At 36.7% G+C, this 22,476-nt stretch carries 16 protein-coding genes and 1 pseudogene; 11 read left to right on the top strand and 6 right to left on the bottom strand.

Translation table 11 applies throughout. The features are described from left to right. Positions 1-3: 3 nt before the first annotated feature. On the bottom strand, positions 4-861 hold the full coding sequence (locus H4J75_RS08440; protein ID WP_182221863.1) for a PA4780 family RIO1-like protein kinase: 858 nt from the start codon (positions 859-861) through the stop codon (positions 4-6). A gap of 24 nt (positions 862-885) precedes the next feature. Further along, positions 886-1,212, bottom strand: a complete 327-nt coding sequence (locus tag H4J75_RS08435; protein WP_070375914.1) for a DUF6172 family protein — start codon at positions 1,210-1,212, stop codon at positions 886-888. Between the two features lie 152 nt (positions 1,213-1,364). Between H4J75_RS08435 and H4J75_RS08430 the strand changes: the two genes are divergently transcribed. Together H4J75_RS08430 and H4J75_RS08425 are read left to right on the top strand one after the other, a co-directional pair. After that, positions 1,365-2,573: a lytic murein transglycosylase gene (locus H4J75_RS08430; RefSeq protein WP_182221862.1), complete on the top strand. Its 1,209-nt coding sequence runs from the start codon at positions 1,365-1,367 to the stop codon at positions 2,571-2,573. 731 nt (positions 2,574-3,304) lie between these two features. Beyond that, positions 3,305-5,518, top strand: a complete 2,214-nt coding sequence (locus H4J75_RS08425) for a TonB-dependent hemoglobin/transferrin/lactoferrin family receptor (RefSeq protein WP_182221861.1) — start codon at positions 3,305-3,307, stop codon at positions 5,516-5,518. 515 nt (positions 5,519-6,033) lie between these two features. Here the strand turns inward: H4J75_RS08425 and H4J75_RS08420 are convergent. Next, the gene (locus tag H4J75_RS08420; RefSeq protein WP_182221860.1) at positions 6,034-6,600 is read right to left on the bottom strand and encodes a bacteriohemerythrin; all 567 of its coding nucleotides are present in this window, start codon (positions 6,598-6,600) and stop codon (positions 6,034-6,036) included. A 421-nt stretch (positions 6,601-7,021) separates the two neighbouring features. On the opposite strand from H4J75_RS08420, the gene H4J75_RS08415 reads away from it, so the two are divergent. The 3 genes and pseudogenes from H4J75_RS08415 to H4J75_RS20125 all read left to right on the top strand — a co-directional run bounded on the left by H4J75_RS08415 (position 7,022) and on the right by H4J75_RS20125 (position 10,534). Continuing rightward, entirely contained in the window at positions 7,022-8,650 is a 1,629-nt protein-coding gene (locus H4J75_RS08415; protein WP_182216678.1) for a cytochrome D1 domain-containing protein, read from the top strand. An 87-nt stretch (positions 8,651-8,737) separates the two neighbouring features. Then, positions 8,738-9,289 (top strand): annotated as a pseudogene (locus H4J75_RS20130) (NapC/NirT family cytochrome c); the annotation flags it as partial. An 81-nt stretch (positions 9,290-9,370) separates the two neighbouring features. After that, positions 9,371-10,534 carry an ethylbenzene dehydrogenase-related protein gene (locus tag H4J75_RS20125; RefSeq protein WP_259366347.1) on the top strand — a complete coding sequence of 388 codons (1,164 nt, stop codon included), beginning with the start codon at positions 9,371-9,373 and terminating at the stop codon, positions 10,532-10,534. A 177-nt stretch (positions 10,535-10,711) separates the two neighbouring features. Here the strand turns inward: H4J75_RS20125 and H4J75_RS08405 are convergent, their stop codons facing one another. Further along, complete coding sequence (locus H4J75_RS08405; protein ID WP_182221858.1) at positions 10,712-10,936, bottom strand: hypothetical protein; 225 nt, start codon at positions 10,934-10,936, stop codon at positions 10,712-10,714. A 357-nt stretch (positions 10,937-11,293) separates the two neighbouring features. Continuing rightward, positions 11,294-11,968: an alpha/beta hydrolase gene (locus H4J75_RS08400; RefSeq protein WP_182221857.1), complete on the bottom strand. Its 675-nt coding sequence runs from the start codon at positions 11,966-11,968 to the stop codon at positions 11,294-11,296. Between the two features lie 328 nt (positions 11,969-12,296). Between H4J75_RS08400 and H4J75_RS08395 the strand changes: the two genes are divergently transcribed. The 5 genes from H4J75_RS08395 (at position 12,297) to H4J75_RS08375 (ending at position 19,578) form a co-directional block, all read left to right on the top strand. Beyond that, entirely contained in the window at positions 12,297-13,553 is a 1,257-nt protein-coding gene (locus H4J75_RS08395; RefSeq protein ID WP_182216442.1) for an efflux RND transporter periplasmic adaptor subunit, read from the top strand. Positions 13,554-13,604: 51 nt separating this feature from the next. Beyond that, positions 13,605-14,339, top strand: a complete 735-nt coding sequence (locus tag H4J75_RS08390) for an ABC transporter ATP-binding protein (RefSeq protein ID WP_182221856.1) — start codon at positions 13,605-13,607, stop codon at positions 14,337-14,339. 8 nt (positions 14,340-14,347) lie between these two features. Continuing rightward, positions 14,348-16,771 carry an ABC transporter permease gene (locus H4J75_RS08385; protein WP_182221855.1) on the top strand — a complete coding sequence of 808 codons (2,424 nt, stop codon included), beginning with the start codon at positions 14,348-14,350 and terminating at the stop codon, positions 16,769-16,771. Between the two features lie 76 nt (positions 16,772-16,847). Continuing rightward, on the top strand, positions 16,848-18,248 hold the full coding sequence (locus tag H4J75_RS08380; RefSeq protein ID WP_182221854.1) for a sigma-54 dependent transcriptional regulator: 1,401 nt from the start codon (positions 16,848-16,850) through the stop codon (positions 18,246-18,248). Next, positions 18,241-19,578: a PAS domain-containing sensor histidine kinase gene (locus H4J75_RS08375; protein WP_220465269.1), complete on the top strand. Its 1,338-nt coding sequence runs from the start codon at positions 18,241-18,243 to the stop codon at positions 19,576-19,578. Before H4J75_RS08380 ends, H4J75_RS08375 begins: the two co-directional genes overlap by 8 nt. Positions 19,579-19,623: 45 nt before the next feature. Here H4J75_RS08375 and H4J75_RS08370 read toward each other — a convergent pair whose 3' ends face one another. Then, positions 19,624-20,802 carry a lipopolysaccharide assembly protein LapB gene (locus H4J75_RS08370; RefSeq protein WP_182216452.1) on the bottom strand — a complete coding sequence of 393 codons (1,179 nt, stop codon included), beginning with the start codon at positions 20,800-20,802 and terminating at the stop codon, positions 19,624-19,626. A gap of 390 nt (positions 20,803-21,192) precedes the next feature. Here H4J75_RS08370 and H4J75_RS08365 point away from each other — a divergent pair, with 390 nt between their 5' ends. Further along, a complete protein-coding gene (locus H4J75_RS08365) occupies positions 21,193-22,449 on the top strand; it encodes a hypothetical protein (protein WP_182221852.1) in 1,257 nt (418 codons plus the stop codon). Positions 22,450-22,476 lie beyond the last annotated feature (27 nt).

Here is a 22,476-nt window from a genome sequence, read left to right as displayed (position 1 = left end):
AGACTAATCTAACTCATCAGCGTCACTAATACGCTCTAATCGTTCCTGTTCTTCAGCAAATGCTGCTTTTATTTCTTCTAATATTGTATCAACATCAGCCGATTTTGTGTCTTCCTTAAATAGGCCCGTCAACTCGGTTTCTGGTGTTAATTCTGCTTTTTCATATAAGGCCCACATTTCTTGAGCATATTTACTTTTTGCTAATTCTGGGGCAAATTGAGCATAATAATCAGTAATATTTTCAACATCGCGCAGTAACATGCTTTTAGCATTATTGTTGGCTGAGGCATCTACAGCCTGTGGTAAGTCAATAATAACAGGACCGTATTCGTCAACTAGGACATTAAATTCTGATAAATCACCATGAATGATACCCTCGCAAAGCATGATCTTTACATAATTCATCATTATAAGGTGGTCTTCAATGGCGTGTTCACGTGGCAATATTATGTCATTTAAGCGCGGTGCAACATCGCCTTCACCGTCGGTGATCAGTTCCATTAACAGCACACTTTCAAAACAACCAAATGGCTGAGGCACTCGTACACCAGCAGCAGCTAATGTATAAAGGGCTTCAACTTCGGCATTCTGCCAAGCATCTTCTTGTTGTTTTCTGCCATACTTTGAGCCTTTTTCCATCGCGCGTGCGCGACGGCTATTACGGCTTTTTCGACCTTCTTGGTATTGAGCGGCTTTTTTGAAACTGCGTTTATTGGCTTCTTTATATACTTTGGCACAGCGAATATCATCGCCACAACGTACCATATATACAGTTGCTTCTTTGCCACTCATTAATTGACTGATTACTTCGTCAACCAGTCCATCGTCAACCAGGGGTTGTAGTCTTTTAGGTATTTTCATTATTTAATTAAATCGGCTTTGAAGTTATTCTTCGTCAAGTTCGTCGAAGTCTTCGTCTTCACCAAGCGGTTTTACTGAACGGAAACCTTCTTTTACGACGATCTCTACATAGAATGAAGTTAAGCCAAGCTTTTCAGCTTCGTCGATATGTTTATTAAGTGCAGATAAGTGTACAACTTCTGCGTCTGCTTCGGTGATACCATATTTAGAGTCAAAATCCCAAAAATCAACGCCAGCAGGCAGCTTTTTGTTTCTTTCTCTTTTTATGTATTTTTTCACATCATGTTTTACACCTTCAAATAAGCGAGCAACTTTAATTTTTGGGTGAGTGATGTTGAATGTTTTTTTCATGACGTTCCTAAATGATATTGTTAAGAGAATTTGTTACATATGATCTGCATTTTACGTTAATTTTTCCTTGGGTGCGACAGTTAGTATTTGCTAAAGTGAACTTGGTTATATTTTTCGATGTTTTATTCAATTTTTTATAAGGTTTTTCTGTTATGTCATCCGTTATTAAACGTTTCTCCCAGTTAGTTTTTGTTTCATTAACAACATTGCCCTTAGTAGTGAATGCTTCGGGTAATAACAATTTTACTCAATGTATCAATAATTTGCAGGTCAAGGCCGAATCTGCTGGTTATTCAGGCTATATTGTTAATGATATTATTCCAGCGCTTGCGCCGATAAAACGCGTGATTGAGCTCGATCAACGCCAACCTGAATTTAGTCAAAGCTTTGCTGATTATTTAAAATTACGCTTAACTAATTATCACATCCAAACCGGTAGAAAGAAATTAGCTGAGCATAAAGAGCTGTTTGTCAAATTGTCTAAAAAATACGGTATTCCTGCACAGTACTTAGTGTCTTTTTGGGGCTTAGAAACTAACTTTGGTAGAAACAAAGGGAAAATGTCGGTGTTAAACTCTTTAGCCACATTGGCCTGTGATGAGCGACGTAGTGAATACTTTACCGCTGAATTATTTGATCTGTTTCATTTGATCGATAATAAAACGGTCACCACCAAGCAACTCGCTGGTTCTTGGGCCGGAGCCATGGGGCATATGCAGTTTATGCCTTCAGCATTGAGAAAGTATGCATTAGACGGCGATGATGACGGTAAAGTAGATGTTTGGCAAAGTGAAGCCGATGCGTTAACGAGTGCGGCTAATTACTTAAATAGCATTGGCTGGTTAGAAAAAGAGCGTTGGGGTCGTCAAGTACAGCTGCCAAAAAACTTTGCTTTTCAACAAGTCGAGTTTGATCATTTCTATCCCTTAGCAACCTTTAAAGCTTTAGGCGTAACACGTGCTAATGGTACTGCTTTATCTGATTATAAAATTGATGCTGAGTTAGTCTTACCTGCTGGCGCTGGTGGACCTGCATTTTTAGTCTACCCTAATTTTAATGTTATTATGAAGTGGAATTTGTCTGAGAATTATGCGCTTTCTGTTGGCTTGTTAGCTAACCGTATTCAAGGGGCTAGCGGCTTAAAGGTCAGTGCTCAAGATAAGGACGTATTATACAAGCCTGCTGAACTACAAGCGCTTCAGGAAAAGCTTAATACGTTAGGTTTTGACGTTGGAAAACCTGATGGAATTTGGGGACCAAAAAGTCGTAAAGCTATTCGTTTATATCAATTACAACATGATTTAATCGCCGACGGTTTCCCCAATAGTGCGGTATTAATAAAAGCAGGTATTCAAGGATAACTCTATTTATCTCTTAGTTAAGATATTTATGCTTATGCAATTGAGTGACTACATACACATTAAGTCTTATTAAGACGCTTATATGCGCCAATTGAAAAGATGGTGCGAAGAAAAGGGAAGTGCAAGTAGGTTGACATTACTGAGTCTGTCTATGCTCAGTAATGTCTTTTGCGTTACCCTAATGTTTAATCTTCAGCTAAGTGCCTACTCAAAATTAAGTGCGTTAATACTAGTTTTACATCGGCACGATTTTTAATATTTGTGACGTTTTATGCAAAACACTCGGCCAGTTTTGCGGTAATCTTTCGCCCAGTCACATGCTAAGTCATAACATCCCTTTTATCGCTATATCAATAAAAAACTCCAGTATATTGTCGTTTGATAGCGTTTTCCTGTAATGACCATCATTCAAAGAACAAAGAGATGAATTGCATTTTATGTTAAATAAATAAGCTATAAACATCCTTCTTTATCTCAAAACATGATGTAGATCTAATTTTTAACAAATAGCCTTTCCAGCCAACCATTGTGTATGTATGTATTGTTTAAGATCATCATTTTTCTTTTTCGTTAATTTATAATCGCCACATTACTCATATGAAGTGCTGGAATTTTCAAAATAATGTACTTGGCAGTTGAATTATTTTATTTGCATTGGGATAAAATACAAAAATTTTGCTGATGAATTATTAAAGCACTTTTACTACTTTATGGTCATACAGGAAGTTAACATGTATAAAAAGTCATTAATTAATATAGCGTTAACAGCTATTTTATTACCGTCACATTTTGCTATAGCAAACAACAACGATGTTATTCATCAAGGCATTGATGAAAAAACTGAAGTTCTCGTTATTATTGGGAAAACACCACGAAAAATTCAAGACGTTGTCGGTGCTGTTTCAGTCATTAATAGCGAGACAATCGATAAACAATTAGTGCACGATATCGCTGATCTTGTTCGTTATCAAGCGGGTATCAATGTTATTAATTCTGGCAGTCGGTTCGGTGATTCAAATATTGCGATTCGTGGCATTTCCGGTAATCGTATTGCAACAGAAATAGATGGAGTACCGGTTGCAGAACAATTTAATGTCGGTAGCTATTCAAACTCAGGCAGAAACATGATCGACCCTGATTTGATAAAACAAGTTGAAATTCTACGAGGGCCTGCGTCAAGTATATATGGCAGCGATGCGATAGGTGGGGTGATTTCTTATGTGACTAAAAAACCATCTGATTTACTCAGCCAAACAGACAAAGATGTCTATTTGGGGTTAAAAACAGGTTATTACTCAATTGATGACAGTAAGGCTATTTCTTTAAATACAGCTTTTGCTTATGGTAAGTCTAGTGCGCTATTTTCAGGGTCTTTGCGCAAAGGCCATGAGTTTGATCACAACACATCAACAGATTTAGCTAAAGATATTCAAGATAACGAAACTCAGTCTTTTCTTGCTAAGTACTATTATGAAATATCAGACAACCAAGAAATCAGTTTTAGTTATGATTACTTTTCACGTGATAGCCAAAGTGATATGCGTGCAATTTTGGGGTTAGGGCGTTTTGAGTCAACTCATTTATTACTAGGTGATGATGAAACTGTTCGCGAAAATTTTTTAGTAACTTATGATTTTGTTTTAGAAAATGATTGGTTAGAAGGTGGTTATATTCGACTTTATGATCAAAATACTGAAACACAACAACTCACTGATGAAAGCAGGGTATCTAGGGGTAAAGAGTACCTTTATGACAGAGACTTTTTTTATGAACAAGAAGTGCAAGGATTAAGGTTTAATTTTTATACTAATATTGATACTCGTGGTACCACTCAGCATATTGGTTATGGCTTAGAGTTAAGTAAGAGTAAAACTAAAGAAATGCGAAACGGTGTACAAACTAATATAGCCACAGGTGTGTCAACAAATAACATTTTATCTGAGGTATTTCCTGTAAGAGACTTTCCTATTTCAGAGGTTAAAGAGTTAGGTATTTATATTAATGATGAAATTGCCATAGAGGGTACTAATTTCACCATTATTCCGGCGATTCGTTATGATCGTTATAAATTAACACCTAAACCTGATGTTATGTATTTAGAAGATAATCCTGCTACTGAAATTGTTTATATCAGTGAAGATAGTTTTTCACCTAAATTGAGTGTTGTTTATCAAATAAATAATAACAGCAAAGTCTATCTTCAATACGTTAAAGGTTTTCGAGCTCCCCCTTTTGAAGACGCTAATATTGGTTTAGACATTCCAATGTTTAAAATGCGAGCCATTCCAAACGCCGATTTAAAATCTGAAAAAACTCATGGCTATGAAATAGGTTATAGCGTTGATATTGAACAACATACATTTAACTTGGTTGGCTTTTTAAATGATTATAAAGACTTTATTCAAACAAAAGTTAACTTAGGGTTTGATCCAGCGGTGCAACGATTAATATTTCAATCTCAAAATATTGATAATGCAGAAATCTATGGCGTTGAACTTAGCTACAAAGGTAAATTTGATAATGTTTTTAATAGCAATAATAGTATAACTGCCTATGGTAATTTATTTTGGAGCGATGGTGAAAATAAAGATACAGAGCAACCATTAAATGAAATACAACCCAATCATGCTCTACTTGGTGTGCAATGGTTAAGTGCTGATGAAAATGCATCTATTGCATTTAATGCCAGCTTAGTTGATGGAAAATCAGATATTGATGATCCCGACAATAAGTTAGCTACAACGTCTGGCTATACAACGTTTGACTTGGTGGTTAATTACAGTTTTAGCGATAAAATAACTTTAGCTGCAGCAATATATAATATAACGGACAAAAAATACGCTCATTGGTCTGACATAAACGGATTTGAAGCGAATGATCCACTATTAGATACCTTAGCTGCGGCGGGCATTAATGGCTCAGTACAAATCAAGTATGCTTGGTAGCTTAAGTTAGAAAAATATTAACACAAGAACTTAAGATGAATAAAAAGCCTATTATGAATAGGCTTTTATGTTCATGATGGCTATTTTTAGACAGCCTATCTTTCAAGGGATGAGTGTATCTTTGTTCGTCAACGATCAGTTTTTTGCTTCTGATAAAAAACTGAATAGCTACATCAAGGTACGAAATAGTGCAGTGGCGTGCCTGCATTATCATTCTCTGCATCGATGTTATCGACACTTCTGTTTATATCGATGCAGTAGGAGAGTCAGGCAGCAGTGTTAAAATAAGGTAATACTCAGGCTATGTGTGTTGAGTTTTACTCGTCAATACATTGAGTGAGAATAATCCTTACCCTGGTGTAAAATCAACAAGGCTTAAATTGAACCTTTATTGCTTTTACTCTGAAACACTATTCTTTAGGTGATAAATAAAAAAACGTAATAAAGCGGCCGATCACTAGCAATAATTTCTACAATAATAGAGATTTCTTTTGAGTAATATTTTTGGATACTTCTTACTTTACGCCATTTGCTGTTAAGCACTGGGTATATTCTTTGTCGGTGCCATTGATATGATTAATTAACCATTCTTTTAAGAAACTACTGACTTCAGATAGTGCGTCATGACCTTTTTCATCATACAAGCTAACGAATGATTCAACTTGAGCTATCATCACCTTATGTTGTTTTTTATGGGCTTCAACATCAATAAAATTATGCTCAACAAGTAAATTCTCTTCTCGTTCAAAATGATATTTTGTGTAAGCAATTAAATTACTCAATGCTTGACGTTCAAAATCTTCACTCATCGCATAGTCATAGGCAGTAGTGAACTGATTAAGTAAGTTAATCAGTTTTTTATGATCATTATCTAAACTTTCAATGCCGACGCTATATTCTTCTTGCCACTCCAGCTGATTGCTTTGATTTGTTTTCTTATAAATCAAAGGTACCAGTGCTAGCACAACAATTAATACCCAAGAAACTGGATTGGCCATGCTTGATAAAAAGCCTAAAAAAATAGCAACAATAATCAAACCAATAGTGGCGGCATATAGTAAAGACTTAGTGCGGTTATTCATAAATAATACCCCTAAAATTAATGTGGTTAAGTAGTTGGTTTCTGTGGTGATTCTAATACGAAAATAGCTTAAGTCTTCTAAAAACGCCTGATTTATTGACCTTGATCAAGTTGCAAATTCATTGATGACTAAAACTTTTAAAACTTGATCTGAATCAGGTTATTTATTCCTGAAGTAATGAATAGTTACATTTGTTTACTGGACTAACACTTTTTCTTGTAATTGATTTTAAGTTGCTTTCAATAATAAAGCGCGTAGACCAGAACGTTAACAACGACGAATTTGTTTATTGGTGTTTCAGTTTCGACTTTTATTAAAGCGAAATAACCGAAATTCTAATAAAAATAAAATTAGAGTAGAACACTGAAAAAATAAGAATTATCCAAAACATTAAGCTCGTAAAAATATCTGGAGAATGACGATGAAAATAATTAAATATGGCTTGTCAGCACTTGGTTTAGCAATAGGAATGGCCGTTACTGGTATTAGTCTGTCTGTATCAGCAACAGAGCCGACTTTGTCTGAGGCTGACTTTGATAAAGCGAAATTACAATACTTTCAACGCTGTGCTGGTTGTCATGGTACTTTGCGTAAAGGCGCAACAGGCAAAAATTTAGAGCCTGAAAATACTTTAAAAAAAGGCCAGCAACGTTTAGAGAAGATTATTTCTTTAGGTACTGAAGGTGGTATGAATAACTTTGACGATTTATTCAGTAAAGAAGAAATAGCTAATTTAGCGACCTTCATTCAGATGGAACCACCTATTCCTCCAGAAATGTCTTTAGCGCAAATGCGCTCTTACACCAAAGAATATGTAGCACCGAAAGATTATCCAACTAAACCAATGCATGGTTTAAATTGGAAAAACTTCTTTGTTGTTATCGAACGTGACGCAGGTACTGCCGCCATTATTGATGGTGATACTAAGAAAATTATTGCTCACCTCGATACGGGTTACGCAGTACATGTCATTAAAGGTACAGAACATCATAAAGTTGACCATGCAAAAGATATTGGACGTTTTTGGTACACCATTGGTCGTGACGGTAAAGTAAATAAAATTGATTTATGGCAAACGCCTGACAAAATGTTAGTTGCTGAAACTAAAATGGCTTATGACGCTCGTGATATCGCAGTTTCTGGCGATGGAAAATACGTAATTGCTGGAGGTTACTGGCCTGCGCATTTCGTTATTATGGATGCAGTAACATTAAACCCACTTAAAGTTGTATCTACTCGTGGTTACAATACTAAAGGTGAATTCATCAATGAAGCACGTGTAGCTGCTATTTACACTTCGCCTTTAACGTCTTCATTTATCGTGGCAGTTAAAGAAACTGGTCAAATGCTACAAGTTGATTATACCGACTTAGATAACTTAACCATTACTAGTATTGCTTCAGCAGAATTTTTGCATGATGGTTTCTTTGATCCCTCTGGTCGTTACTTCCAAATTGCGGCTAATGCTTCAAATAAAATGGTTGTGATTGATACTATTGAACGTAAGTTAGAAGCGATGATTGAAGTTGATGCATTACCGCATCCTGGTCCTGGCGCTAACTGGATTGATAAAGAATGTGGTCCTGTTGGTGGCACAACTCACTTAGGTGTTGGCCTAGTATCAGTATGGGGCAATGATCCTATGGGTCATCCTGATAAAGCTTGGAAACTTTGCTATGAAGTTGAAACAGATGGTGCTGGTGCATTTATCCGTACCCATGAAACTTCACAATATGTTTGGGCTGATCAGTTGAAACATCCTGAGCCAGAAGTTCAACAATCAGTACAAGTATTTGATAAAGATACTCACCAAATCGTTAAAACTATCCGTGTAACAACCGAGCCAGGTAAAGCAGCACTGCATATGGAGTTTAATGATGACGGTACTGAAGTTTGGGTATCTGTTTGGAATCGTAAAGATGCTAGAAACCCTACGGGTGAGATTGTAATTTACGATGCAAAAACGCTTAAAGAGTTACATCGTATCAAGGGTTTAACAACGCCTACTGGTAAGTTTAACGTTCATAATCGTATGAACCACAAAACTTAATTAGTCATTTGACTAATAATGCGAGTGCAACAGCCGTTGTACTCGCACTCTTTGTTTAATTTTTCGCTTTATTCCTACGAGTTAATTATGGTAAATAACACAATAACTAAACCTAGCTTTTGGTCTCGTCGACTCCTGCTGGGTACAACAGTAGCCGGAGCTGTGCTCTTTTTTGTTGTCGGTATTGTTTTTTGGGGTGGCTTTAACACCGCGATGGAAGCAACAAACACCACAGAGTTTTGTATCGGCTGTCACGAAATGGAAGACAATGTTTATCAGGAATATAAACCCACCATACATTTTTCAAATAGAACTGGCGTAAGAGCGGGTTGTCCTGATTGTCACGTACCTAGACCTTGGATCCACAAAGTGGTGCGTAAAATACAAGCCTCTAAAGAAGTATTCTCTTGGTTAACGGGTAAATTAGATACCAAAGAAAAATTTAATGAACATCGTTTTGAACTTGCTCAGAGTGTTTGGAAAGCGATGAAAAATACTGATTCACGAGAATGTCGGAATTGTCATAATTTTGAGTCTATGAATCCAGAATATCAAAAACCTCGGGCCCGCAAGCAGCATTTAAATGCATTTGAAACAGGGCAAACCTGTATTGATTGTCATAAAGGTATTGCTCACCATGGTGTGAGAGATCAATTGTCAGATGAAGCACTTGAAGCTCTTGAAGCACCAAACCCTGAATTTATTCGCGAAGTACCGCAAATGTACCTTGATGGTTTAGCGCGAGTAGAAGCAAAAGAATCCAAAGATGCTGCAGATATCAAGGAAGCAGAGCTTGCTGAGAAAGCGAAGATAGATGAAAAAATTGAACAAGCAGTTCAAGCAGCATTAACCAATGCAGGTACTAATTCAACCGCTAATAAAGCAATAACTGATAATGCTTTAGCGACGAGTTCTAGCAGCACGCTTAATGTTGATTGGTCAAAAGCAAAATCCACAGATATTAGCGTTTTTTATCCGGGAACTGCATCGTTAGAATGGATATTAGGCCGTTCTCATGGTGGTAAACGTGCTTTTAGTAAAGGTGACCGTTGTATTGAATGTCATGGTAAAGAAATTGCTGATATTGGTGAAAATATTGTTTCAGGTAAAAGTGAGAAGGAACTTGAGCCAAACATAATACCGGGTAAGCGAGGAAGTTTCCCCGTAACAATTGATGCTAGCCATGATGATGAAAGCTTATATTTGAGGTTCAGTTGGGCTGACGGTGATCATGCGCCAGTTCCGTTTGTTGAAGGGGGTAAAATGGATCCTGATAACCCAATGAAGTTAGCCTTTATGTTAGCAACGGACGATGTTGAATATGCTGACCGTGCTGGGTGTTGGGCAACCTGCCATGCTGACGCTAACTCTATGCCTTATGCGCCGATAAAAGAGGAGCTCATCGGCTCAGATATCGCTACACGCTTAAATTTAAATTCAGGTGTTACTAAGTACTTGAAAGAGTCGCGTACTGAATTAGAAATAAAAGGCCGTGGTGATAAAGCATTGGGTGGTTGGGATAAATTGAAAGGCCAGAGTGATATTGATGCTGCGCAAGCTGAAAATAAATACATGGATATTGTTCGCTATAAATCTGGCAGCAAAGAAGTTGAAGATGGTCAAATATTAGCTGAACGTAATATGCATGGAGGTCAAGGCGCGGAAGTTGAAGCGTCATTGAAAAATGGTACTTGGTCTGTGGTCATTAAACGTAAGCTTAAATCTGACAAAGTGGGTGATGTCAGTATTGCCGCAGGTGCAGTATATAACTTTGGCTTCGCGATACATGATGATTATTCAAGCGCTCGTTATCATCATGTATCATTTGGCTATAAGTTAGGACTTGATAACGATAACGCAGAAATTAACGCCGTTAAACTTTAACACCGCTATAAACATTATTAGCAATGGGTTATTTACTGAGCTCCAAAGTGCAACTTTGGAGCTTTTTTATATTCAGGATGGCTGTTCATTGATATTCTTGTTACACGGCATCAGGGCGCTATGGCAATGAGCGATTTTATTATAGCTTTGAATGACAGAACACTGACTTTTTAGCTTTTAGCCGGTATAAAGAACCATTTTATGAAAGCGATTATGGGGGTAAGTTATTTGTTCAAAGGGAGTAACCCAATGATATCCAAAGTTGTTGGTTAAAGGTAAGTCGAGTGCCGGTAAAAACTCTACTTTATCAAGCTGATTTCGAATAAGAAACTTAGGGAGCAAAGCTATGCCTAACTCTGTAGTTGTGGCTTTAGCAATGATAGATACTAGCTCAAACAGCATGCCTTGTTTTGCTGGCGTTTAAGCATTAGGTTGTAAAAACTAATCTTGCCAAGCTTAAATACGTGTTGCTAAGTGTAATAGTAGTAGTCACTTTAAATCATCGATGTTATTTAAATAATGCTTTGTTAAAAATTTGGCTGAAATAACGCGCATAAATTATTCACCCATTAAAAAATCACTTTGAGTTTTGGCCAATCTGGATAGCCACTGTGAATGGTAAAGAGGGTTTTAGATATGAAAGTCAAGGGGTTAATGTCGGGGGGCGTTCATAACTAACGTGTTATTTCTTATCTGACCTAAATGAATAAAGCCGACAATATGCCGGCTTTATTTTTATTGAGTTAATTTATAGCTTAATTACTTTAACAGGGTATTCACTAACCAAGCTGAAATATCGCTAAGTTGTTCCGGTAATACGCTGTGAGGCATACGATAAGATTGCCATTTTGTATTATATCCAGCAGCAATCAATAGTTGATTGGCCATTTTCCCCGAGCTCATTGGTACTACGTCATCTTGCTCACCATGGTTTTGCAAAATAGGAGTTTGCTTATTGGCGATGTGACAGTTGTCGGGCAATTTATCTGCGGTTGGTAGGTAACATGACAAAGCCATAATGCCCGCTAAGGCTTTTGGGTACCTAAGACCGGTAAATAAGCTAATAACGCCACCTTGGCTAAAACCTGCTAGTACTATTTTATTGGCAGCAATACCAGAATCTATCTGCTGTTGAATAAGCGCGTGAATGGCTTGTTCAGACTCAAGTACGCCAGCCATATCAGCTCGATTATGCAAGTCCATACTTTTTATATCGTACCAAGAACGCATCACATAGCCTTGGTTAATTGTTACCGCTTGCTCAGGAGCATGCGGAAAAATAAAACGAATACCATGATTTTTTGGTAAATTTAATACAGGAACAATCGGTGCAAAGCCATCACCTGAATCGCCAAGTCCATGTAGCCAAATAACACATGATGTGGCTGTTGATTTTGGTTCTACCGTAACGCGCGCTAAGGGTTTTATTGACATCTACTTTACTTATCTTAATAAATTGAAATTTACTCTATGATAACAGCTTGAGTTAATATTAAAAATCTATATAAAAGAGTAAATATACCAAAAATTGAAGACCTATTCACAGTAGGATTTATTTTTTGATGGGGTCGCGTTTTAGCTTGTTCCATAAATGCCACATCTTAATTTTTACTTTGTGTCGTTTTCGACACAGTTTAATGCTAAAGCAATTGATTGAATTTTTTTGTTATTAAATAACAGCTACTTACGTATTTTTTGAAGTTGGCATGTCCCTTGTATTACCTTACTTAATTATTACTTAATAAAATGAAATCATCAGCGTATGGATATCCAACGAGAAAAAAAAATAATACCTTTGTGGCGTAAGTACTGGTATGTACCCGTTGTACTGATGTTAGCTTTTGCAACGTATAAATTAAAAAGTGTGATGGGCGATGCTTCTTTTATTGTTAAACAAAATGAATTAGTGACCGCTGTTGTTGAACAAGGTCGTTTTCAAGTGAATGTTCGCGCAACAGGGGTTTTAAAACCAGTCTATATTCGTTGGGTTTCAGCACAAGTTTCTGGTCGTGTTGAACAAGCCTTTGTAAAAGCAGGCGCTCATGTCATTAAAGGGCAGATGCTGATGCAACTTTCTAACCCTGAATTACACCGTGAATTAGAAAAAGCCCGTTGGGAATACGAAGCAAAAAAAGCAGAAAATTATGCTGCTTATATTGCGCTTGAATCTCAATTGCTTGATTTAGAAAATTCAGTCGTTGAAGCTGACTATAGTTACCAAATCAGCAAGTTAAAACTTGATGCTGAAACACAATTAATCGCGCAAAAAAATGCCACCGTATCAGCGCTTGATTATCAGCATAGCCAACTGGCCGTTAAGCAACAAAATCAATACTGGCTATCACAAATGCAAAAAGTTGAAAAAATGAAAGCGAGTTTACTTGCCTCTAAAACTGCTCAACAAGCACGATTGGGCTTAGTTGAAAATAACTATCAGCGTATTAGAGATCAAGTCGATGCTTTAGCCGTAAAAGCGACAACTAATGGGGTGGTTCAGCAGGTTTCTCTTGCGTTAGGAGAGCAAGTTCAAGTTGGTGGTAGTGTCGCTTTGATTGCGGATCAACGTTCGTTGTTTGCTGAGCTTCAAGTACAAGAAAATAAAGTGAGTGATATTGCATTAGGTCAAGCCGTTGTTGTTGATACGAGAAGTAATAAAATTTTTGGTAAAGTTATTCGTATTGACCCGGCAGTAAATACTGGCATGGTTCAAATTGATGTGCAGCTAAATAGTGAATTACCTAATGATGCCCGACCTGATTTAACGGTAGATGGTTTAATTGAGGTAAGTGATATTGCGGATACACTTTATGTCCAACGTCCGGTATTTGCCCCTCGTTATAGTGATGCAGGTTTATATAAATTGATTAATGATAAAAAATTTGCTCAAAAACAAAAGGTGAAGTTAGGGCAGAGTTCAGTCAACCAAATTCAAATACTTTCTGGTTTAGACGTTGGAGATGAAATTATTATTTCCGATACAACGAGTTGGCAAGAGCATCAAGAAGTGATGATTAACTAATAATAATTATTTATGAAGATAAGAGTAACAGACAAATTAAAGGAAATAAAAATGAGCACATTAATCGAATTGAAAGAAATCAGTAAAAGGTTTTTGACTGAAGAAATCGAAACACGCGCTATTGATACTGTTAATTTAACGATTAAAAAGGGTGAGTATATTTCATTAAGTGGACAGTCTGGCTGTGGTAAATCTACATTATTATCACTTTTAGGTTTACTTGATTCTCCGACCCATGGCACTTATGAACTAGATGGTGTTGATGTTTCATCATTATCAAGAGATCAACGAGCAAAAATTCGCAGTGAACAAATTGGTTTTGTCTTTCAGTCATTTAACTTAATTTCCGATTTGACGGTTTTTGAAAATGTGATGCTACCGTTAACGTATCAAAAAGGTTTATCAAAAAGTGAAATAGAGGGCAAAGTACAGCAGGTATTAGAAAAAGTTGAAATGTCTCACCGAAAAGATCATTTCCCATCACAGCTTTCTGGTGGTCAACAACAGCGAGTCGCTGTAGCTCGTGCTTTAGTTAACGACCCCGCAATTATTCTTGCTGATGAACCAACCGGTAATTTAGATTCAAGAAATGCTGAAGCTGTATTAGCCTTGCTTGATAAACTTCACCAAGAAGGAGCGACAATATGCATGGTGACACACGATCCTTCTTCTGCAAAAAGAGCAGACCGCTGTTTAGAGATGTTTGATGGCCGTTTAATTGCCGATAATATCAACATAAAAAACAATGCAGATTCAATGCCAGCACCTACATTAGCGGTAGGTTAGGAGGATACATGTCTACATTTATTGATATCAAATATGCCTTTAGATTACTTTTTAAGTCGCCTAAGTTCACTGCGATGACTTTAGCTGTTCTTGTTGGGGGGCTTTCCATCAGCTTATTCACCTTTTCATTTTTGTATTCAACCATGCATAAAGACTTAGACTTACCTAACGGCGAAAGCATGCTGTCGGTTAATGCAGAATTTAATGGTGAATTTCAGTTATGGACTTCCTATGAATTCTTTATGATAAAGGAAAAACAAACAGTACTCAGTGAATTTGGTATTTATGATAAACAAGATTTTAGATTGTCTTTTGAAGATAGTGGAAAGAATGTTTACGGGACTTATGTTGACCAAGGATTTTTTGATTTCAGTGGTACAAAAGCAGCGCTAGGACGAACATTGCAAGCTGCAGATATAGAAGCAGGTGCTTCTCCAGTTGCAGTTATCAGCACTCAGATTTGGGCGAGTGATTATTCATCTAGCAAAGACATTATTGGTAAGACTATTATTGTGAATGATATTGTTACCGAAATTGTTGGTGTTATGCCCCATGGGTATCTTTTTCCTGGTTCGAGTCATATTTGGCTGCCGATAGAACAATCACTCATAAAAAAGACAGCGAACAATCCTAATCATGTTCATCTTTACGGTCGTATTAAACCTGATATCAGTAGAGCTAAAGCTGAACAAGCCTTAAGCCAGCAAATTAATACGATTTATCAACAAAATGCTACACAATACGATTTAGAAAAAGGTGATAAGTCAGTACGTTTCTGGTCATTTCCTTTTGCGCAAATGGGAGGGGAAGGTACGGTAATTTTTACCTTTTTAAATGTGATCGCTGGGATGATCCTATTACTTGCGTGTATTAATGTTGGAAATCTTTTACTTGCTCGGGCTATAGAACGTCAAAAAGAAACCGCGATACGAGCAGCATTAGGCGCATCAAACACTCGTTTAGTTAGTCAGTTAATGTGGGAAGGCGTTATTATTACCTTATTAGGTGGCGTTTTGTCGGTTTTACTTGTAGGTGCTGCTTTACATTACACCGATATTATATTGCATTCATGGAACTCCAAAACGCTAGTATTTTGGTGGCGTTGGGGTATGGACAAAGAAACACTATTAATGGCGGCCGCCTTTACTATAGTGACAATTTTTTTATCCTCATTTTTACCCGCTTGGCGCTCTGCCAATCAAGACATTAATACAACATTACGTGATGGAACTCGAGGCGCACAAGGTAAAAAAGCAGGGCGTTTATCAAGATTCTTAGTGACGACTCAAGTATTTCTTGTCGCAATATTAATGCTTATTGGCTCGATGTCAGGGTATATATCCAATAAACTGGTTAATTTAGAAACGGGAGATGATTACACTAATGTGATGAGAGCTAGGCTCAGCCTACCTGAAAATAAGTATGCAGAACCACAGCAGCAAATTGCTTTTTATCAAAACCTAATGACAGACATCAAAAGTCACCCTCGTGTTGCGGGTGTCGTTATGAACAACTGGCTTGGAAATTTTCCCCTAACACTTGAGGGAATTGATTACACCGATGAAAAAAGTAAGCCATCTGTTGATACGCTAAGTGTGATAGGGGAAACAGATACTATTGGTGTTAACTTGGTTGATGGGCGTTTCTTAAATCATCAAGACAAAGAAGGTAATCGTAAAGTCGCTTTGATTAGTCAATCAATGGCGAGCCGATACTGGCCTGGAGAATCTGTTATTGGTAAAAGCTTTCAACTTAAGATCGATGAAAAAAACGAAAAGCTATTTATAGTAGGAGTTGTAACAAATCGCATGAATCCTAAAACCATGCTCGGTAAGCTTGATAGCGCTGATGAAGTTTATACTTCAGGTTTACAATTTATGACGGCTTTTCAAAACTTTTTTTACCTAATAGAAGGCGAATTAATTAATAGTGAAGAAATATTTTATCAAGCCTTGTATAAAATAGATCGAAATATTGATCTCTTTTATGCGGTTGAACCGGCAGAGAAAAATAGAGGTATGATGCGTGATGTAATGCAATTAACGTCTAATATCACTTTTGGTACCGGCTTCTTTGCCCTAATGTTAGCACTGGTTGGCATTTATGGTTTAACCGCTAATTCGGTGGCACAACGTACTCATGAAGTTGGTATTAGACGCGCAGTGGGTGCTACCGATAAAAGTATTGTGAATATGTTTATGAAACAAGGTGCGAAACAATTAATTAAAGGATTAGGTTTAGCCTTAATCATTTTTGTATTAATTGCCTTTGGTTTTAATAAAATGTCGGAAGGTATATTTCCAACGTATTTATATGTGGTTCTTGCAGTAACGGTAGTTATCGGATTGTCTGCTATTGTAATGTTAGCGATATATGCACCAACGACCAAAGCAGTTAAAATGGAACCAAGCTCAGCTCTTCGTTACGAATAAGACGAAGGAAGAAAAGCTATCGCCCTTAATGTTAGGGCGATAGACTAATATTAATTAATGGTGTAACTATAATACTGTGAAAAATAATAAAATCTTAATTGCTGATGATGACCTCAATATTATTGCCAGCTTAAAATATATGTTATCAGAAGAGAATTTTGATATTTTAGCGATGACCACGCCAGAAGCTGTTTTGGAAAATTTAAAGCGTGAAAGTGTAGATCTCGTTTTAATTGACATGAATTTTCAACAAGACACCACTTCTGGTGGTGAAGGGTTACAGTTAGTTGAGGCTATTCAACAGTTTGACGAAACTCTGCCTATTATTGTTATGACCGGCTGGGCAACTATTGATATTGCAGTTGATGCTATGCGGGCCGGCGCAAAAGATTTCATCCAGAAACCGTGGAACAATGAACGTATGCTAAGCGCTATTAATACGCAATTGAAATTAGCCAGTATCGATAAAAAGCTCAACCGACTCAATCAAGAAAATAAACTACTCCGCTCACAGTCGTTTCCTAAAAATAATGGCATTATTGCGCAATCACCCGTAATGAAAACATTGTTGTCATCGTTAGAAGAACTCGCAAAAAGTGATATGAGTATCTTACTTACCGGTGACAATGGCACGGGGAAAAGTATGCTTGCTTCTTATGTGCATCAACAGTCATCGCGAGCTGAAAATTCTTTCGTTCCAGTAAATATGGGCGCTATTCCAGAAAGCTTATTTGAAAGCGAAATGTTTGGTCATTTAAAAGGGGCATTTACAGACGCTAAAGAAAACAGGGTTGGCCGTTTTGAAATGGCAGAGCAAGGCACGTTATTTCTGGATGAACTTGCCAATATCCCGATGGCTCAACAAGCTAAGTTATTAAGAGTATTAGAGGAGAAAAAATTTGAAGTAGTCGGAAGTAGTAAATCACTGAGCGCGGATGTACGTATTATTTCAGCCACCAACTGTGATTTGGCAAAAGCTATTAGTGAACAGCAATTTAGACAAGATTTATTTTACCGTTTAAATACCATTCAACTACGTATACCTTCATTGCACGAACGTATTGAAGATATTGAGCCTTTAGCCCATTATTTTTTACAACGCTTTAGTGCTAAATATAATATTGTCGCCCCTGAGTTATCATCGGATGCTGTTAAAAAGTTACAACAGTATACTTGGCCGGGTAATATTCGTGAGCTAAGCCATCTTATGGAAAAACTACTTTTTACCTGTAAAAAATCGGTGATAGGTGGACGAGATTTATTACTTGAGGATATTCATCCTTCAGCAAGTGAACTTGATGAGAATAGAGGTGATAAACTCGCTAATTATTCGTCATTATCTTTAAATGAAATAGAAAAAATATCAATGATCGGCCGTTTGAAACATCATCGAGGTAACGCCACAGAAACGGCCAAATCTTTAGGGTTAAGTCGCAGTGGCTTTTATCGTCGTATGGGTAAACACGGCCTTGACTAATCAACAACGAAAACAAAAAAATGATCATAGCTTGCTAGCTCTGTTTTTGTGCTTGCCTTGTTTGCTTATAACAACCGTAGCACTTTATATAGCCAATGTGTCTGCTTATTTAATTGCTTTTATACTTATTATTTTGGCGTTAATTGCTGTTTTTATTGTTGTCATTTCTGAGCAACGTTCTCAGCAACAAATAAGAACCTTGGCCAATATTTTGGAATCAATGATTGATGGCGATTATAGTTTGCGTGGCCGAGAGCAAGAAAATAAGGCTTTTCAAGAACTACTCACTCTCGTTAATAACCTCGCAGACACACTGGCATTAAGTAAAATTGAAGCGAAAGAGAGTCGGCAGTTACTTGAGCGAATAATGCAACAAATGGATGCAATGGTTTTAGCGGTTGATGAACAAGGTCGGATTGTATTGGCAAATGATTCGGCCCAAAAATTATTACAAATAGATATGTCTCAACACGCTCATTTATTGCTGACAAGCCTAGTGATAGGGAAAGTTATTAGTGAAGCACAAAGCGGTATTATTGATTTTGAACAACCCCAGCTTAGTGGTGAACACTTCCTTTTTAAAGAATACTTTTTAAGTGAAGGCAAGCAACATCAACTCTTTTTAATCACCTCAGCACAACGATTATTATTAGAAAAAGAACGAAAATCTTGGCAAAGTTTATTGCGTGTTTTAAGTCATGAAATGAACAATTCTTTAACACCTATCTCTAGTATTAGCCAATCGATAAGTTCTAAATTACAAGATGGGCAGAAAGCCTTAAATCGCGAGTCTTTATTAACGGGGGTTGATATTATTAACGAACGAGCAAGTTCGCTTAGTTCCTTTATTGCCAGCTATAGTCAGCTTTCTCACTTGCCTGAACCCAATAAAAGTAGATTTGCCTTGCAAGGCTTTATTAGCCATTGTATTGCGCTTTTTAATGATTGTCGTATTCTATTTCCAGATAATTCTATTGATTTAGAGCAGGTAAATATTTACGCAGATAAAGCTCAGCTTGAGCAAGTCTTTATAAATGTCTTTAAAAACGCCAAAGAAGCCATGCAGAGAACTCGTAGCACAGATAAAATTATTGAAGTGTTTTGTCATGAGGATGAAAAATATTTTCACATTCACGTCTGTGATTCAGGTAGCGGGATAGCTAACAAAAATAACTTATTTGTCCCTTTCTATACGACAAAACCACAAGGCAGTGGTATTGGCTTAACGTTATGCAAACAAATATTATTTAATCATGATGGACTTTTATCCTTAAAAAACAGAGAAAATGTCGCAGGAGTTGAAGCTGTCATATCGCTTCCTAAAGGTTGATACGATAAATTATCAACTACACTCGATATTTACCAATATTACCGTTTAGATATTTCTAGCAATGCTTTGGTTAATATTATAGAGCTTTTTTTCATCAAGCTCATAGGTCCACTCCAGTGCTTTAACTAACATAGCTTGGGCCATCTCCATTTTTTGTTGCTTTATGTAAATACGGTATAGTTCCATATAGGCTTGGTTTAAATAGGGCGCTTTCTTCAATGCTTTTTTAAAGTGTCTTTCTGCTTGTTTAATATCATTGTTTTGTGTTGCGACATAAGCCTGAGTTAACGATTTATAGGGGCTAGGGTCGTCTAATTCTTCCATCTTACTTTGCAGAAAACTCACTTCTTCCATTCGCTGTTGAGACTTAAGTAGCATAATATAATTACTTAATAGTGCTATGTTTGGTTTTCCTCTATCTATACCTATTTTGTAGATTGCTTCTGCCGTTTTTACATCGCCAGCCCTACGATGAATAACGGCTAATAAATTAATTGTTTCGATATTTTTAGTGTCATATTTATAGGTGGTACTAGCATACATAAAGGATTTCGCTAAATTTTTATCAGCTAAAGCGTCAGCAGCTATATTCTTATAATACATAGCTACAAAGGTATTATAAGAAAACGTTCCTCCTCTACGATTATTTTTATTTGGGAAGTAATCAATGGTTATACCGGAGGGAGAAAAATAGAAAAAGTTATCATCAGCAACAAAAGAAGGATCATAAATTACTGTTTGTACATGCGAAGATGACAAAATAACATCTTCTTTTTTAGAAAAAATCGGTAAGGTATACACATTACGATATGAGAAATACAACCCCAAAAGCTTAGCATAAGCAGTTGTTAAAATGGCCAAACTCATACAGTTACCTTTATTAAGACGCATTACGGTAGTGGCATTATATGTTTCACCATAATAGGTAAAATTGGCCATGTTCTCGTTAAGTATCTGATAGAGTGCTTGGTGAGGTTCATAGCCCGTAGCTACTTTTTTCTCAAAATCTATTTTTACTTTTTTCTGTTGGTCTTGCGTTAGGTAAAACAGCTCTTGCTCATTTAATGGCGCTATTTTTGTTTGTTCAAATAAGTTGTAATTAATAGGAATATTGATGTGTTGTTTAATATCAGATTTTGAGCCATCTATAGATGTAGTTGAACAGGCTGAAAAACAAAAGATAATATCAAAAGTAAAATTATTTTTATGCGATGCATTTGTCATCCTTAACATTCGGGTATAGTTATCTCGTCTTGCCACGGGATAACTTAACTACGAAGAGCTCTGTACTTAAATTAACAGAATAATAACTTATAATAAAGTGCTGTTGAAAACTAATCATTACACGTCACTTTTATCGTTCCGTTTAACTACACGCTATGCTTTATCGATGCTAATTATAAGTTGGGCGGTGTAGATGCATAAAGATTAAAGTTGGCTAGCGTTTTTTTTCGCAGATTAAATCAACAAAACACTCCTCATTTGCTATAATCGATACACTTAATTGCAATACCTAATAAAACGTGGATTTTTCACGCTTTTTTTATATTATTTCTAATCTATGCTTAACCGTATTATTAGTGATAATTCCTTATACGGAGTTTATATAGTTTCATGAGAAAGTTGTTATCTTCACCTGTTAATATGCCCTTGTCTGATGCTGAAAATCAGGTTTATCAAAATGCCCTTAAATATGTCACGCCATTGAGCCTAAATTTAATGGCGGTTAAAGTGACACATCGTCCAGATGATTTTCTGGGCTGGTGTGGCGAGTTGGCCCGACTATGTCGTGAAGAACTTAATAAGGATCTTTTAGAAGATGAGCAACTTTTACCGCTTAAGAAGCTACAAGATATTCTTGAAGCTGGCTTTACGCTTAGTCAGTTTAAAATGGCTAGAATTGCTCCTTGGCCAATATTTGCCAGTTTTATTGAACAACAAAGCACGATTCATGCTTTAGATGAACGTTTACGTTTATTGAATTATCTTGACGAAATTCGCCAACAACCTTTAGCAGACTTAATTGTTGAAGACCGTTTAGCTTTTTCTGGTAAGCACACAACTCAGCATGACTACAGCATTTATAATTTTGATGTTGAATGGTTTGCGGGCACTAAAGGTGCAAAAGTTTTTCATACCTTGCTTGAGCAGTCGCCAGAAAAGTTTGATGCAGCATTAGCGCACATTCCTTTAACTGGAGAAGTAAGTCATGCAAACTACCAAAGTTTTGTTAACGACTTCCAACAAATTTTTAAAGAATATACGCAAACAAAAGCCCAAGGCGAAAAAGCGCCTTTAGCTGTAGCTACACGTCTATTAGCGATGCGCAGACCGGATCAATTTATTGCATTAAATAACAATAAAATTGATATTCTTTGCCAAGGCTTATCGATTGCTAAACTAAAAAACACAGATTTTTCATCTTACTGGCATGACATGATTGGTACTATGCGTACTTTTGCATGGTGGCATCAAGCACAACCAGAGATAGCTGAAGCAAACAGTGATGTAAGTGAGGGCGAAGAAAGCGCTCAAGATGAAGCTACTGGCAACAAAGAGAATCGTGAACTTATTCTTTGGAAAAATCGTGCGGTATTAATTGATTTGTTTTTATTTGCTGATGCTGACTTAGCACCAAATTCAAACTACATTAAGTTACGTGAAAAAATGCTTAATAAAGCGAAGTCGAAGTCAAAGGCGACGCCTAAAAAACGTAGTAAAGAGTCAGCTGAAATATTAGTGGACAAAGCGCTTACCTCAGAAGATCTTCCAGCGTACTTGCAGGGTAAACGTGACTCAATTATTATTCAGGTTAAAAATGGTAAAAGTGTTGAACAAGCTATCGGTTTAATGCGCGCAATTTTTGGCTAATTAATCGCTATTTTCATGCTCAATTGA

Origin of the sequence: Colwellia sp. BRX10-1 (assembly GCF_014077545.1) — a bacterium.
Taxonomy (GTDB): domain Bacteria; phylum Pseudomonadota; class Gammaproteobacteria; order Enterobacterales; family Alteromonadaceae; genus Colwellia_A.
The sequence above is the reverse complement of the archived record's forward strand: the minus strand, read 5'-3'. Positions and strand labels throughout refer to the sequence as shown.